The following is a 14,779-nucleotide window of genomic DNA, read 5'->3' on the forward strand; positions in this document are numbered from 1 at the left end:
CATGCAATTCGATTTCGACGACGAACAGAAGTTGTTGCGCGACACCGTCCGCGAAGTACTCTCCCGCAGCTACGACCTCGAGAAGCGCAAGACGACCCTTGAGACGGACCTGGGGTGGAGCGAGTCGGTGTGGAAGCAGTTCGCGGAGCTCGGCCTGTTGGGTCTGAGCTTTGCCGAGGACGACGGCGGCATGGGCGCCGGTCCGGTGGAGACCCTGGCCGTGATGACCGAGATCGGTCGACGACTTGCGCCCGAACCGCTGCTCGACGCGGTTCTCATTCCCGGCGGGCTCATCTCCGAGGTCGGCTCGACCGAGCAGCGCCAGCGCGTCCTGACCGCGGTGGCGGAAGGGCAACTGCTCTTGGCGTTCGCCAATTCCGAGCCCGGATCACGCTGGCCTGCACAGGCTTCCACCACCAAAGCCGCTGAAGACGGTGGCTCGTGGTCGATTTCCGGAGTGAAGAACCCGGTCCTGCACGGTGATTGCGCCGGTACCTTCGTAGTCAGTGCCGCCCTGCCCGACGGCGGCGTTGGCTTGTTCCTGGTGGACGCCGACGCCACCGGTCTGGTGCGCAAGAACTACCGCACCCACGACGGTCTCCGCGGCGCCTCGGTGGAGTTCACCGATGTGGCGGCCGAGGTGCTCGGCGACGGTGGCGACGCCACTGCGGCGGTCGTTGCGGCCGACGTCCGCGCTCAGGCCGCTCTCGCGGCGGAGGCGTTGGGCGCGATGGAGGAAGCGTTGCGACTCACCACCGATTACCTCAAGCAGCGCAAGCAGTTCGGGGTTCCGTTGGCGAAGTTCCAGGCGCTCACCTTCCGCGCCGCGGACATGTACATCCAGCTCGAGCTCGCGCGCAGCATGGTTCTCTACGCCACGATGTCGCTGGCCGACGGCAGTGTCGATCCGGTCATCGCGTCACGGGCCAAGCTGCAGATCGGTCGGTCGGCGCGGTTGATCGGCCAGGAAGCCATTCAGTTGCACGGCGGCATCGGCGTCACCGCCGAATACCCGGTGGGGCACTACACGTCTCGTCTCACCGCGATCGAGCACACGCTCGGCAGCACGGACGATCACCTGCGCGTCATCACCGAGGCGCTGACCGATCACGAGATGCTTGGCGTGTAACGCACGGGTGTGAAAAAGAGTCCTCCAACACTCTTTTTCACACCCGAGCCGCGAAGCGGCACACATTGGTCGCGATCTCGCGTACCCGGCCTACGAACGTGTCGCGCGTGACCCCCGACGAGTGCGGGGTCATGATCACGTTCGTCAGGTCGGCGAACCGCAGTCGGCTCGGCTCGCCGCGGCCGTGAGGGTCGGGGTAGGAGTACCAGACATCGACGGCGGCGCCTGCGATCGTCTCGGTGGACAACGCGTCGAACAGAGCGTCTTCATCAACTACGGGACCACGGGCGACGTTGATCAGGATCCCGTCGGGGCCGAGTGCATGTAGTTCGGACGTGCCGATCATCCCGCGGGTCATCGAGTTGAGCGGTGTCGAGACCACCACCACGTCGGATTCGGTCATCAGGCAAATCAACCCGCTCGTGTCCGACGCCCACCGCAGCCCGTCGACCTCGGCGTCGACCGTGCCGCGTCCGGTGACCGCAGCGCCGTCACACCCGAAGGGGCGCAACAACTCCCACGTTCGCCGGCCGATGTTGCCGAATCCCACGAACCCGATGCGTGCGCCCCGCAGGGTGCGTGGCTGCGGAATCAGGTCGTCGTACACCGACGTCGCCCAGACGCCCGACCGCAACGACCGGTCCTGCTGAATCAGACCACGCCTGAGCAGAACCGCGACGGACACGACGTACTCCGCGATGGAGTCCTCGTGGTGCGAGGTGGTGAGCACCGACGTGTCCGAGCCCAGCGCGTCGAACGCGATCTTGTCGGTCCCCGCACCCGCGACGTGGACCAGGGCCAATCCGCGTCCCGCCTCGGCCATGGCCGGCGTCACGCGTCCCCCGACGTAGACGTCGGCGTCCACGAGGTCCGCAGCGATCGCGTCCTCGTCGAAGCGGCGGTGCCACGAGACCGTCGCGTCCTCGGGCACCAGCGACTCGAACAACCCTCTGTGCGGCAGTAGGTTTCGGTCGCCCACGACGATCTTCATCGAGACCGCACCAACGCGGGTCGTTTGCTGTCGAACGTCCAGTCGGGGATCAGATACTGCATACCGACGGCGTCGTCGCGCGACCCGAGACCTTCGCGCTGATAGAGCTCGTGAGCCGCCTCGACTCGCTCCATGTCCAGTTCGACGCCGAGACCGGCCTTGCTGCCGGTCGCGGGGTCGGGGACCGTCAGGTAACCGTCGACGATCGGGAAGGGTTCGGTCGTGATGCGCTGCCCGTCCTGCCAGATCCAGTGCGTGTCGATCGCGGTCACGGTGCCGGGCGCGGCGGCCGCGACGTGGGTGAACATCGCGAGCGATACGTCGAAGTGGTTGTTGGAGTGCGATCCCCACGTCAGGCCCCACGCGTCGCACAGCTGGGCGACGCGGACGGAGCCGTTCATGGTCCAGAAGTGCGGGTCGGCGAGGGGGATGTCGACAGCGCCGGAACGGATGGTGTGCCCCATCTCGCGCCAGTCGGTGGCGATCATGTTGGTGGCGGTGGGAAGGCCGGTGGCCCTCTTGAATTCGCTCATGACCTCGCGTCCGGAGAACGACCCTTCCGGTCCGACGGGGTCCTCGGCGTAGGCCAGCACGTCACGTAGTCCGCGGCAGGTCTCGATCGCGTCCTTCAGCAACCAGCCTCCGTTCGGGTCCAGCGTGATGCGCGCCGTCGGGAAGCGTTCTGCGAGCGCTCGGACCGCCAGTGCTTCCTCGGCGGCGGGCAGAACGCCTCCCTTGAGCTTGAAGTCCTGGAATCCGTAGCGGGCCTGAGCGGCTTCCGCCAGCGCTACCACGGCGTCCGGAGTCAACGCTTCCTGATGGCGCAGACGCATCCAGTCGTCGCTCTCGTCGTTGCCGCTCACGTAGTCCAAGCCGGTCTTGTTCCGGTCGCCGACGAAGAACAGGTAGCCGAGAGCCTGCACCTTGTCCCGCTGCTGTCCGGTTCCGAGAAGAGCTGCGACACTGACCCCGAGGTACTGCCCGAGCAGGTCGAGCAACGCCGACTCGACGGCCGTCTCGGCGTGCACCGCGATGCGGAGGTCGAAGGTCTGGGCGCCGCGACCGCCCGAGTCGCGGTCCGCGAACGCGGCGTGCATCGATGCGAGTATCGCGTTGTGGTCGCCGATGGTCCGGCCCACCACGAACGCGCGAGCGTCGTCGAGCGTCCGCCGGATGGGCTCCCCGCCCGGCACCTCGCCGACACCGACGCGTCCGTCGGAGTCGGTCAGGATCACCAGGTTTCGGGTGAAGAACGGCGCGTGCGCACCGCTGAGGTTGAGCAGCATGCTGTCTCGGCCTGCCACGGGTACGACCCGCATGGTCGACACCACCGGTGTTGCGTTCATGGATTCACCTTTCACAGTAGGAACAGTTGTTGGCCGACCAGGACGACGGCGCCGGCGGCCGACACCACGATGGACGTGCGACGCATCCGCTCCCGGTCCAGAACCCGGTTGACGAATCGTGATGCGACGTAACCGAGTACGGCCACGGGGACGAGGATCAGGAACATCTCCGCGGTGTCCCGGTGAACTGCACCGGTCACCGCGAGAACGATCAGCGACATGATCGACCCGACCAGAAAGAACGCACTCATGGTGCCGCGCAAATTGGCTCCGACACTGCGCTGCATCACCAGCGCCATCGGTGGACCGCCGATCGAGGTGGCCGTCCCGAACAGACCCGACGCTGCCCCTGCGACCACGAGGTTGCGTCGGTGCGGCCTGGGAGCCCAGCCGACGGATGCGGCGGCGACGCCGCCGAGAACGACGCACGCGAGAAGGATGGCCAGTCCTCGTGGGGGTAACAGCAGGAGGATGCCGGCTCCGGCGAGGGTGCCCGGAACTCGGCCGACCAGGGCCCACCCGGTGCCGCGGAGGTCGATGCTGCTGCGTTCCTTCACCACGACCACCAGCGTCAGCACCGTCGCGAGCATGATGATGATTCCGGGTACCAACGTCGGATCGACCAGGGCCACAACGGGAGCCGCGAGCATCCCCATCCCGAAGCCGATCGACGCCTGCATGCAGGACGCCGCGAACACCGCGACGGCCACGATCGTGAACTGGACCGCGGTCACCCGACCGCGACCGGTACACCGAGGTCGACCGCCCCGCGTGGGTGGTAGCACTCGGCCACGTGGTCGGGCGAGGACGGGTCGACGGCCACCGGAGGTGTCGCCGACGCGCACACGTCGGTGGCGTGACGGCAGCGCGTGCGGAATCGGCAGCCCGACGGCGGGTTCAGCGGAGACGGCACCTCACCTTCGAGGATGATCTTCGTCCGTCGCGACGTCGGGTCCAGCGTCGGAGCGGCGGACATCAGGGCTTCGGTGTACGGGTGCGACGGCCGGTCGAACACGTCCTCGGTCTCGCCGGTCTCGACGATGCGGCCGAGGTACATCACGGCCACGCGATTGGCGACGTGGCGCACCACGGACAGGTCGTGGGAGATGAACACGTAAGCGATGCCGAGTTGCTTCTGCAAGTCGCCCAACAGGTTCAGTACCTGAGCCTGCACCGACAGGTCCAGCGCCGACACGGGTTCGTCGCAGATGACGACCTTCGGGTCGAGTGCCAGAGCACGGGCGATGCCGAGGCGCTGACGCTGACCGCCCGAGAACTCCTGCGGGAATCGGTGCTCGTCGCTCGGGCGCAGGCCGACGAGGTGCAGCAGCTCGCGCACACGGGCGGCGCGGTCGCGCTTGGTGCGGTAGAGGTCCTTGTGGGTGCGCCACGGCTCGGAGATGATGTCGGCGGCGGACATTCGCGAGTTCAAGGATGCGTAGGGATCCTGGAACACCATCTGTACGCGCCGGCGCAGCGCCAGCAGATCCTTGCCCTTGAGCGAGAACGGGTCGACGCCGTCCCATGCGAGGGTGCCGCCGTTCGGGCGCTCGAGCATCATCAGGGTGCGCGCCAACGTCGACTTGCCGCAACCGGATTCGCCGACCAGGCCGAGAGTTTCGCCTGCGTGGAGGTCGAGGTCGATGCCGTCCAGCGCTTTGAGCTTGTTGTTACCGTTCTTCGCCGCGGGAACGGTGAACGTCTTGGTCAGACCACGAACGGTCAGAAGTTGTTCAGGCATGGCTGGTTTCCTCCATCGTGGCGACGTCGTCGCTGAAGTGGCACGCCGCGAATCGGTCGGGCCCCACCGCGGTCAACGGCGGTCTGGTGTCGATGCAGATTTGGCTCACCAACGGGCATCGATCCTGATAGACGCAGCCGGTCGGTACCGATTTCAGATCGGGCGGGGTACCGCCGATCGACTTCAGGTCGTGGCCGCGGGTCACGCCGACGGGTACCGAGTCGAGCAGACCCTTGGTGTACGGATGTCGAGGATCCGCGAACACCTCGGCGACCCGCCCGGTCTCGACCACCGTGCCGGCGTACATGACGGCAACGCGGTCGGCTTCCTCGGAGACGAGTGCGAGATCGTGCGTGATCAGCACCACGGCCATGTCGTGTTCGGTCCGAAGGCCTTTGAGCAACGTCATGATCTGCGCCTGCACCGTCACGTCGAGTGCGGTGGTGGGTTCGTCGGCGAGAAGGACCGACGGACTCAACGCCACGGCCATCGCGATCAACAGTCGCTGGCGCATACCGCCGGAGAACTGGTGGGGATAGGAGTCGACGCGGGATTCCGGCTCGGGGATCCCGACGCGTCGCATCAGCGAAATTGCCTCCACCTTGGCCTCTTTCGCGGACAGGCCTCGATGGATGCGGAAGGACTCACCCAGTTGCGTCCCGACGGTGTAGACGGGGTTCAGAGCGGTCAGCGCGTCCTGAAACACGATGGCCAGTTCGGTGGCGGCGAGGGTGCGGCGTGTCTTGGCGGATGCGGAGACCAGATCGACCTCCCCCAGGACGACGGACCCCGAGGTGATGTCGGCGATGGGTTCGAGCAGACCGACGACGGCCTGTGCCGTCATCGACTTGCCGCACCCGGATTCGCCCAGCAGCGCCAGAGTTTCGCCGCGGACGGCGACGAAGGAGACGCCGTCGACGGCGCGGAGGACGCCCGACGGTGTGCGGATGTCGACGGTCAGACCGCTGACGTCGAGGGCGATGCGGGCTTGGTCGCCGACGGCTGATGTGTGGACCGCTGCGGGAGCGCTCATTTCGATGCCTTTCTGCGGAATGCGAGGCGAGCCCGCTGCGTGCGAGGGAGGGTCAGGCGCCAGCGCTGCGCGGGGTCGGTGGCGATACGCGCCCACGCGGCGAGGATGGTTGCCGACACCGTGGTGACGACGATCGCGAGACCGGGGAAGAACGAGAGCCACCATGCGGACTGGAGGTAGGTCCGGCCCTGGGAGACCATCAGTCCCCAGCTGATGTCCGGCGGCTGAATGCCGATGCCGAGGAACGACAGTGACGATTCGGCGAGCATGACGTAGCAGAAGTCCAGTGTCGCGACGGTGAGAAGTGTCGGAAGCAGAATCGGGAAGACGTGTCGCCAGATGACGGCCCCGCTCTTGGCTCCGAACGTACGAGCAGCGTCGACGAACAACCTGCTCTGGAGCTCGGCCGATTCGGCGCGAGCGGTGCGAAGGTAGATCGGGATGCGCGTGACGGCCAGGACCAGAACGATGTTCGCGGCGCTGGGGGAGAAGACGTAGAGCACCACGACGGCCATGAGCAACGACGGAAAGCTCATGATGACGTCGGCGATGCGCATCGCCGTCGTCTCGCGCCAGCCGCGGTGGTAGCCGGCCCACATACCGATGACGGAACCGACGATGCAGGAGACGAGTACCGCCGGAACGGCCACCGACAGGGTGGTGCGGGAGGCGACGATGAGGCGTGCGAACATGCTGCGCCCCAACGGGTCCGTGCCGAGGACGTTCATCCACCCGGTGTCGAGTGTGAACGGCCGGAGGTTCGATCGGTCGAGGTCCTGGTCGGTGGCTGCGTCGCCGATCATCATCGGTCCGAAGATCGCGGCCAGGAACACGAGGACCAGGATTCCCGCGGCCACGGTGGCGACCCGGTCACGCAACAGCAGCTTCCACAGTGGGTGGGAGTTCTTGGAGTCGACGGGCTGAATCGGTGAAACGTCCGGCGCTTCCGTTGTTTTCGGCGGTTCGAAGTCGAGTGACATGATCGTGGGCCTCCTAGACCTTCGCCGTGTCGCGAACGCGGGCGTCGAGCAGCGCGTAACAGGCGTCGATGACGATGTTGAGGATGAAGATGCTGACCGCGGTGAGGAGCACGGCCGCTTGGAGCACCGCGAAATCGCGCTGCAGGATGGCGTCGATCATCAACTTTCCGATACCGGGCCAGCCGAAGATCGCTTCGACGACGACGGCGCCGTTCACGAGACCGACCATGAGGTCGCCGGCGACGGTGAGCGCGGGTGCGGCAGCGTTACGCAGGGCGTGATGAGTCACGACGCGAAGTTCCCCCGCGCCTTTGCTTCTCGCGAGCCGCACGTACGGGGCGGACAGGGCCGAGACCATCGCGCCGCGCACCACCTGCGTGAGCACGCCGAGCGGCCGGATGAGCAGCGTGGCGATCGGCAGGACCCAGGAGAGGATGCCGCTGTCGACGCCCGAGGTGGGCAACCAGCCGAACAGGATCGCGAAGACGTAGACGCCCATGATCGCGAACCAGAAGTCGGGGATGCTCGCGGCCGTCATCGAGAGGAGGCTCGAGATCCGGTCGGCCAGGGAATTGGGACGGTACGCCGCCCAGCACCCGATGATCACGGCGCCGAGGATGGCGAGGAACATGGTCGCGAAGGCGAGTTGCAGGGTGGCGGGGAAGGCGCGAAGCGCCATCGTCGACGCTTCCTCACCGGTGCGGAGCGAGTCCCCGAAGTCGAGGTGGATCACGCCGCTGAGGTAGTCGAACAATTGGGTCAGGACGGGCTGGTCGAATCCGTTGGTGGCCCGGAATGCTTCGCGCTGAGCCTGTGTCGCGGACTCGGGCAGGTACAGGCTGGTCGGGTCACCGGTGAGCCGGGCCAGGAAGAAGACCCCGATCAGGACCACCAGGAGCGGGACGAGGCTGGTGTAGATCCGACGGCGGAGGAATCTGAACATCGCTGGCCTCAGTTCGTTTCGGTGGTGTCGGCGCGGGTCATGGCGGCGAGGTGCATTTCGTCCACGGTCGCGGAGTTGGGGGTGTAGTCGACCGTCTCGGCCTTCGCGAGAACGCCGTTCATGTGCGCGATGAACGCCATCTGCATGATTTCCTTCGGTTCGTCGGCGAACAGTTGTGCGTACGCGTCCTGGCGTTCCTCACCGGTTTTCGCGGCCGCCTCGTTCACTCGGGCATCGAATGCCGGTGTTCCGCCGGCGCTCTGGAAGCCGTCGCTACGCATGTACTGATCGGCGGTGAAGGCGGCGTCACCGGCCTGGTTGCCGTGCTGAATCACCAGCAGGTAGGGACCGACCTTCGGGAACGGTCGTTCCTGGTACTCGGCGGTACCCGCGGAGTCCGTCATCTCGATCGAGACGTTCAACCCGATCTCGGACAACGAGTTCTGGATGACTTCGAGGGTCTCGTTCACCTTGGGGAACTGTCCTGTGCGGCCGATCATGCGGATCTCGGCGTCGACGGGGACACCGTCGGCGCGCGCTTCCTCGATCAACTGCTGCGCTTTCTCGGGGTCGTACGGCCAGGGCTTCATCTCTTCGTTGAATCCGATGACGCCCTTCGAGATCAATTGTTCTGCAGGCGAACCCATGCCGCGGAACAAGGCTTTGACGATGCCGTCGCGATTGACCGAATAATTGATCGCCTGACGAACACGGATGTCGTCCAGTGGCGGCTCCTCGAGCTGAATGCGCACCGCGGTGGTCTCGTTGTTGGGGTACGCGACACCGAGGTCGCCTGCTCCGTCCTCGGGACCGAGGCCGACTGCGATCTCGGCTTCGCCGTTGGCGACCATCGAGGCGCGGACGCTTCCCTCGCTGCGCCACTGGTAGACGGCGCGGGCGTAGTCGGGCGCGGTCCCCCAGTAGGTCTCGTTGCGGACGAGGGACAGGCGTTGGCCGGCGTTCCAGTAGTCGATGGCGTACGGGCCGGTGCCGACGGGTTCGCGGACGCGCTCGGTCAGGCTGGTGGTGCGTGGAAGCATCTCGACGAAGGACACGCGCAGCGGGAGGATGGGGTCGGGCTCCGGAGACGCGACGGTGAGGGTGAGGGGGTCGACGACGTTCACGTCCAGATCTGCGTCACCGAAGACGTAGCCCTCGACGTTGCATCCCAGATCGGAGTTGACGGTCCGTTCGATGGAATGCGCGGCGTCCTGTGCCTCGAACGGCGTGCCGTCGCTGAAGGTGACACCGGGGCGCAGTCTGAAGGTCCACTCGGTGTCGGACGTCCGCTCCCAGGACTCCGCGAGCAGAGGCTCGAGGTCGCCGGTGGTGGGGTTGCGTTCCATCAGGGGCTCGGTGATGTTGGACCGAACGACGACGCCCACCGACGTGAGCGAGACGTCGCACGCTTCGAGCGTGGGCGGTTCCTCCTGCAGGACGATGCGTAGCGTGTTCGAGTCCGCTGCCGACCCCTGGTTGGAGTTGGCTACCGAGCATCCGACGGCAAGAGCCGAAACGGACAGTGCCGCAACGAAAGTCGTTGCAACGCGGCGTCGGTTCCCCCGCTCGGTCGGTGGTGCAGGGCTCATGGTGTCCTCCGGTGACTGTCGGGGTCCGCCCGGCGAGGGTGCGCTGGGTCGACGGTGCTGTGACGACCGTCGGTAGAGGGGCTGTCTGTGACGGTAACCACACGGTAGGAGTCGGGGTTGGGGTCGTCAACCGGACATTTCGGTCCTCGGCGCCGTAAATTGCTGGTACGCAGCTCCGTAGGCGGGGCGGATGATCTTGGTCTCGCTCCCTGACCTGGGGAACGTGTGACCGGCCGGCTCACGACATGCGGTATGGCTGCTTCTCGATACCGTTTCGGTATCGGTCCATGTTATTTACGTGTTGGACAGGTATTCACGCTGCGGCTTAGCGTACCTGTATGACTTCACGCACGAGGACTGCCGAATGACCGTCGACACCGCGCCGTCGAACGCGAACAACGCTGCGGCACAACAGATTCACGGTCAAGTTCTTCAGGTGGGACCGCTGAAGCCGTCGCTGTCCGCCACTCTCGGCGATGCATACGGTGCATCGATCCTGCCGACCGACGCCACTCGTGCGGACTTTCTCGCCGCGCACGGCAACGACGTGACCGCCGTCGTGACGTCCGGGCGCACAGGCGTCGACGCCGAGCTGATGGACGCGCTGCCGTCCCTCGGAGCGATCGTGCACTTCGGAGTCGGTTACGACACAACGGATGTCGCACGTGCGAAGGAGCGCGGTATCGGCGTCAGCAACACGCCCGACGTCCTGACCGACTGTGTCGCCGACATCGCACTCGGACTGCTGATCGACGTGATGCGCGGACTGTCCTTCGCGGATCGCTTCGTCCGCGCCGGCCGCTGGCCTGTCGAGGGCAACGTGCCCCTCACCCGCCGGGTCTCCGGAAAGCGGGTCGGAATCGTCGGACTCGGACGGATCGGAAGCGCGATCGCAACACGTCTGGATGGCTTCGGATGCGTTGTCTCGTATCACAACCGCAGCGAGATCGACGGATCTCCGTACGCGTACGCCGAGTCGGTCACCGCTCTGGCCGCGGACGTCGACGTGCTCGTCGTCGCGGCGTCGGGTGGAGCGGGTACCGAAAAGCTCGTGGACCGTGAGGTTCTCGAAGCGCTCGGTCCCGACGGATACCTCGTGAACGTCGCGCGGGGCAGCGTGGTCGACGAGGACGCGCTGGTGGACCTGCTGACTCGCGGCCAACTGGCGGGCGCCGGCCTCGACGTGTTCGCACACGAACCCGACGTACCGCCGGCGCTGCTCGAACTCGACTCGGTCGTCCTGCTCCCGCACCTGGCCAGCGGCACCGTCGAGACACGGGCCGCCATGGAGGCGTTGACCCTCGAGAATCTCGACGAGTTCCTCGCGGCCGGAACGCTGACCACCCCCGTACTCCCCCCACGACAGGCGACCTCATGACCATCGTTCTCAGTTACATTCCTACCCCGGAGGGCCTCGGCGCCTTGCCTTTCGGCTTCACCGAAGCTCGGCTCCGCGAGACCGATGTCGTGGTGATTCCCGACGGTGACGCTGCCGATCGCGCAGACTTCGACGCCAACGTGCAGTCGGCCCGCGAGGAAGCGAACGCACTGGACGTGAAGTACCGAGTCTCGATCGGTGACGGCGATCGTACCCATGCCGACAACCTCATCGATGCGTCCTACGACGCAGGCGCCAGCTTGCTCGTCATCGGTATGCGGCGACGCTCACCGGTCGGAAAGCTGTTGATGGGAAGCGTCGTTCAGCGCGTCCTTCTGGACGCACACTGCCCCGTGGCCGCCATCAAGCCGCCGGTGGGCGCGCCGCATTAGTGCGCTTCGCACACGGGCGCGAAAAGAAGTGTCAGGACGCTCTTTTTCACACCCGACCTACACACGCAGCTCGGTCAGCACGTCCGACATCAGCCGATGCAGCGCCGGGTTGGCATTGTCTGCGCGCCAGGCTGCGTTCATCTGCACCGGGTTGTCCCGGATCGCCGTGACCGGCCGAAAGACGACGCCTTCCGGTTGCATCGTCTGTGACGACGCCGGCACCAGCGCGATGCCGAGGCCGGACTTCACCAGCACCAGCATCGTGTGAATCTGGGTCACGTACTGCACGTAGCGGGGTGACGCGCCCACGATCGTGAAGATGCTGATCAACAGCTCGTGAAAATAGCGGGCGTCCACCGGGGAGTACATCACCACGGCCTGGTCGTCGAAGTCGTCCACGGTCAGCTCGTCGGCGTCCGCCAGGGGATGCCCGACGGGCAGAGCGGCGATCAGGGGTTCGTGATGGACAGGCCGGGTCGCGATGCCCGGACGGGTCAGGATCGGTCGGATCAAACCGAGGTCGAGTTCTCCGTTCGTCAACGCTTCCAGCTGTACGGCCGAGACCATCTCCCGTAGAACGAGTTTGACGTCGGGAAGTCTCTCCCGCGCGGCGGTGAGCAGTTGGGGCAGCACCGCATGGGCGGATGCTCCGGTGAAGCCCACCACGACTGTGCCGAGGTCGCCGGCGGGGACCCGGCGCACCGTGAGGACGGCACCTTCCGACAGGTTCAGAATTCGGCGGGCGTCGGGGAGGAACGCCGCGCCCGCCGCAGTCAGCGTCACGGACCGCGACGTTCGGTCGATCAACTGCACGCCCAGTTCGCTCTCGAGCTGCTGGATCTGGCGGCTCAGCGGCGGCTGCGTCATGTGCAGGCGCTCGGCGGCGCGGCCGAAGTGCAGTTCCTCGGCGACTGCGATGAAGCAGGACAACCGGGCTAAAGAGAACACGAGGGCAGGCTACGCCTGCCTGTGCGCCGATAAGTACCTCATGGGGTACTTATCGGCGCACAGGTGCCGAAGGCGCCTACCAACGCGGACTGGTGTTCTCGAACGTCGCATCGATGCTCTTCATGTACCCGGTGTCGTCTCGATCGCGAATACCGCAGTCCAGGTACTGCTGATGAAGCGCAGCCAGGGCGTCCTCGTCGATCTCGACGCCCAGACCGGGCGACGTGGGAACCGGTACGGCGCCGTCGACGAATCCGATTGCGCCGGGCTCGATCACGTCTTCGCTCTTCCACGGCCAGTGCGTGTCGCACGCGTACGTGAGGTTCGGTGTGGCGGCGGCCAGGTGCACCATGGCCGCGAGCGAGATGCCGAGGTGCGAGTTCGAATGCATCGACAGGCCGAAGCCGAAGGTGTCGCAGATCCCGGCGAGCAGTCGCGAACGCTGCAGACCTCCCCAGTAGTGGTGGTCGGAGAGGACCACGCCGACCGAGTTCTTGCGCACCGCTGGTTCGAGATGGTCGAACGCGACCACACACATGTTGGTGGCCAACGGCATCTTCGCTTCCCGCGCCACCTCGGCCATTCCGTCGAGTCCGGGCGTGGGGTCCTCGAGGTACTCGACGATGCCGTTCAGTTCCGACGCGACCCGAATCGAGGTGTCGACGGTCCATGCCGCATTGGGATCGAGCCGCAGCGGCAGGTCCGGGAACGCGGCCCGCAGCGCTTTGATGCCGGCGATCTCCTCGTCGGGCGGAAACACGCCACCTTTGACCTTGATGGCGCCGAAGCCGTACTCGGCGATCATCTTCCGAGCTTGACGCACCAGACCTTCGGGGTCGAGTGCTTCGCCCCAGCTGTCCGCCTCGGCGCCGGGGTGGCCGGCCCACTTGTAGAACAGGTACGCGCTGAAGGGAACTGCGTCGCGCACCGCGCCGCCGAGAAGGTCGGAGACGGGCCGACCCGTCGCCTTGCCCTGCACGTCCAGACACGCGACCTCGAACGGCGAGAACACCCGATCGGTGGTGCTCGCGGTGGTGATCATTCCGGCGACGCCGTCACCCCCGGTCACCGAGAGCGTGTCCAGCGTGGCCTCGATCGCCGCACGCATGGAACCGAGTGCGAAGACGTCGAGCCCGACGATGGCCTCGGCGGCCGCTTCCAGCCGCGTCAGATGTGCTGTGTCGGCGTACGTCTCACCGAGTCCGACCAGTCCACCGTCCGTATCGAGCTGGATGATGGCACGTAGGGCGTAGGGCTGGTGCACACCGACGGTGTTCAGCAGTGGCGGATCGACGAACGCGACCGGCGTGATCCGTGCACCCGTGATGCGCACGGGTGCGGTCATGACTGAGCAGCGCCGACGGCGAGCGAGTCGGCGAGAACAGCGCGGCCGGCTGCGACGATGGCCTCGAGTTCGAGCTGGTGCGCGGGGGAGATGTCGACGAGCGGTGCGCGCACCGGACCAGCGTCGACTCCCTCCATGGTGACGCCCGCTTTGATCAGCGAGACTGCATACCCGGGTACCTCGTCGCGCAGACGGACCAGTGGGTGGAAGAAGCTGCGCAGCAACGCTTCCGTGAGCTCGATGTTCTCGGTTTCGAGCGAGTCGTAGAACGCGAGGGCCAGCTCGGGCGCGAAGGCGAACGTCGCCGAGGAGTACAGCGGAACACCGATGGCGCGGTACGCCTGCTGCGACACCTCTGCGGTGGGAAGACCGTTGAAGAACAGGAAAGGCTTGCCCGACGGTTCCAGCGCGTCCTTGACGGCGCGAACGATCCGGGCGACCTTGTCCAGATCGCCTGTGCCGTCCTTGAATCCGATGACGGTGGGGAACTGTGCGACCTCGATGGCCGAGTTCTCGTCGTAGCGAGCGTTGCTGCGGTTGTAGACGATGACAGGGAGGTCCGTGGCGTCGGCGACTGCGCGGGTGTAGTCGACCAGTCCGGCCTGAGGCATCGTCACGAGGTAGGGCGGAAGCAACAGAATTCCGTCGGCGCCGTTGTCCTTCGCTGCGCGGGCGAAGATCTTGGCCTGGGCGAGCGATCCGCCCGCACCCGCGAAGACGGGGACCCGGCCGGCGACGACCTCGACGGCGGTGGCGACGATACTGCCGAACTCTTCCGCCTCCAGGGCGTGGAATTCTCCTGTGCCACAGGCGATGAAGACTCCACCAGGTCCGGCGTCGACTCCCTTCGCGATGTGTTCGGTCAAGCGGGCGTAATCGACGTCACCGGTCGCGGTGAACGGGGTGACGGGGAAGAACAGGACGCCGTCGAGCATTTCGGACTCCTACGAGAGGGGGTGGGTGA

At 66.2% G+C, this 14,779-nt stretch carries 14 protein-coding genes; 3 read left to right on the plus strand and 11 right to left on the minus strand.

Annotated features, from left to right (window positions below; translation table 11 throughout):
* Position 1: 1 nt before the first annotated feature.
* Entirely contained in the window at positions 2-1,129 is a 1,128-nt protein-coding gene (locus IEW02_RS05000; RefSeq protein ID WP_188543539.1) for an acyl-CoA dehydrogenase family protein, read from the plus strand.
* 37 nt (positions 1,130-1,166) lie between these two features.
* Here IEW02_RS05000 and IEW02_RS05005 read toward each other — a convergent pair whose 3' ends face one another.
* Genes IEW02_RS05005 through IEW02_RS05040 form a run of 8 tightly spaced genes read right to left on the minus strand, consistent with a single transcriptional unit; the run spans position 1,167 to position 9,752 of the window.
* Positions 1,167-2,120 (minus strand): 2-hydroxyacid dehydrogenase, encoded by a 954-nt coding sequence (locus IEW02_RS05005; RefSeq protein ID WP_188543540.1) that lies wholly within the window; start codon positions 2,118-2,120, stop codon positions 1,167-1,169.
* Positions 2,117-3,466, minus strand: a complete 1,350-nt coding sequence (locus tag IEW02_RS05010) for an enolase C-terminal domain-like protein (protein WP_188543541.1) — start codon at positions 3,464-3,466, stop codon at positions 2,117-2,119. The genes IEW02_RS05005 and IEW02_RS05010 overlap by 4 nt, the downstream gene beginning before the upstream one ends.
* 11 nt (positions 3,467-3,477) lie before the next feature.
* Positions 3,478-4,200: a sulfite exporter TauE/SafE family protein gene (locus IEW02_RS05015; RefSeq protein ID WP_188543542.1), complete on the minus strand. Its 723-nt coding sequence runs from the start codon at positions 4,198-4,200 to the stop codon at positions 3,478-3,480.
* Complete coding sequence (locus IEW02_RS05020) at positions 4,197-5,207, minus strand: ABC transporter ATP-binding protein (protein WP_188543543.1); 1,011 nt, start codon at positions 5,205-5,207, stop codon at positions 4,197-4,199. Before IEW02_RS05020 ends, IEW02_RS05015 begins: the two co-directional genes overlap by 4 nt.
* Positions 5,200-6,240 (minus strand): ABC transporter ATP-binding protein, encoded by a 1,041-nt coding sequence (locus IEW02_RS05025; protein ID WP_188543544.1) that lies wholly within the window; start codon positions 6,238-6,240, stop codon positions 5,200-5,202. The genes IEW02_RS05020 and IEW02_RS05025 overlap by 8 nt, the downstream gene beginning before the upstream one ends.
* Positions 6,237-7,220: an ABC transporter permease gene (locus IEW02_RS05030; protein ID WP_188543545.1), complete on the minus strand. Its 984-nt coding sequence runs from the start codon at positions 7,218-7,220 to the stop codon at positions 6,237-6,239. Before IEW02_RS05030 ends, IEW02_RS05025 begins: the two co-directional genes overlap by 4 nt.
* A gap of 13 nt (positions 7,221-7,233) precedes the next feature.
* A complete protein-coding gene (locus IEW02_RS05035) occupies positions 7,234-8,163 on the minus strand; it encodes an ABC transporter permease (protein WP_188543546.1) in 930 nt (309 codons plus the stop codon).
* An 8-nt stretch (positions 8,164-8,171) separates the two neighbouring features.
* Positions 8,172-9,752, minus strand: coding sequence for an ABC transporter substrate-binding protein (locus IEW02_RS05040; RefSeq protein ID WP_188543547.1), 1,581 nt, complete (start codon positions 9,750-9,752; stop codon positions 8,172-8,174).
* A 364-nt stretch (positions 9,753-10,116) separates the two neighbouring features.
* On the opposite strand from IEW02_RS05040, the gene IEW02_RS05045 reads away from it, so the two are divergent.
* On the plus strand, positions 10,117-11,130 hold the full coding sequence (locus IEW02_RS05045) for a 2-hydroxyacid dehydrogenase (RefSeq protein WP_188543548.1): 1,014 nt from the start codon (positions 10,117-10,119) through the stop codon (positions 11,128-11,130).
* Entirely contained in the window at positions 11,127-11,522 is a 396-nt protein-coding gene (locus tag IEW02_RS05050; protein WP_188543549.1) for a universal stress protein, read from the plus strand. The genes IEW02_RS05045 and IEW02_RS05050 overlap by 4 nt, the downstream gene beginning before the upstream one ends.
* Before the next feature lie 57 nt (positions 11,523-11,579).
* On the opposite strand, the gene IEW02_RS05055 is transcribed toward IEW02_RS05050, so the two are convergent.
* The 3 genes from IEW02_RS05055 to IEW02_RS05065 all read right to left on the minus strand — a co-directional run bounded on the left by IEW02_RS05055 (position 11,580) and on the right by IEW02_RS05065 (position 14,750).
* Positions 11,580-12,470, minus strand: a complete 891-nt coding sequence (locus IEW02_RS05055; protein WP_188543550.1) for a LysR family transcriptional regulator — start codon at positions 12,468-12,470, stop codon at positions 11,580-11,582.
* 76 nt (positions 12,471-12,546) lie between these two features.
* Positions 12,547-13,815 carry a glucarate dehydratase family protein gene (locus tag IEW02_RS05060; protein WP_188543551.1) on the minus strand — a complete coding sequence of 423 codons (1,269 nt, stop codon included), beginning with the start codon at positions 13,813-13,815 and terminating at the stop codon, positions 12,547-12,549.
* Positions 13,812-14,750: a 5-dehydro-4-deoxyglucarate dehydratase gene (locus IEW02_RS05065; RefSeq protein WP_188543552.1), complete on the minus strand. Its 939-nt coding sequence runs from the start codon at positions 14,748-14,750 to the stop codon at positions 13,812-13,814. Before IEW02_RS05065 ends, IEW02_RS05060 begins: the two co-directional genes overlap by 4 nt.
* Positions 14,751-14,779: the final 29 nt, after the last annotated feature.

It is taken from the genome of Rhodococcoides trifolii, from assembly GCF_014635345.1.
GTDB classification, from domain to species: Bacteria; Actinomycetota; Actinomycetes; order Mycobacteriales; family Mycobacteriaceae; genus Rhodococcoides; species Rhodococcoides trifolii.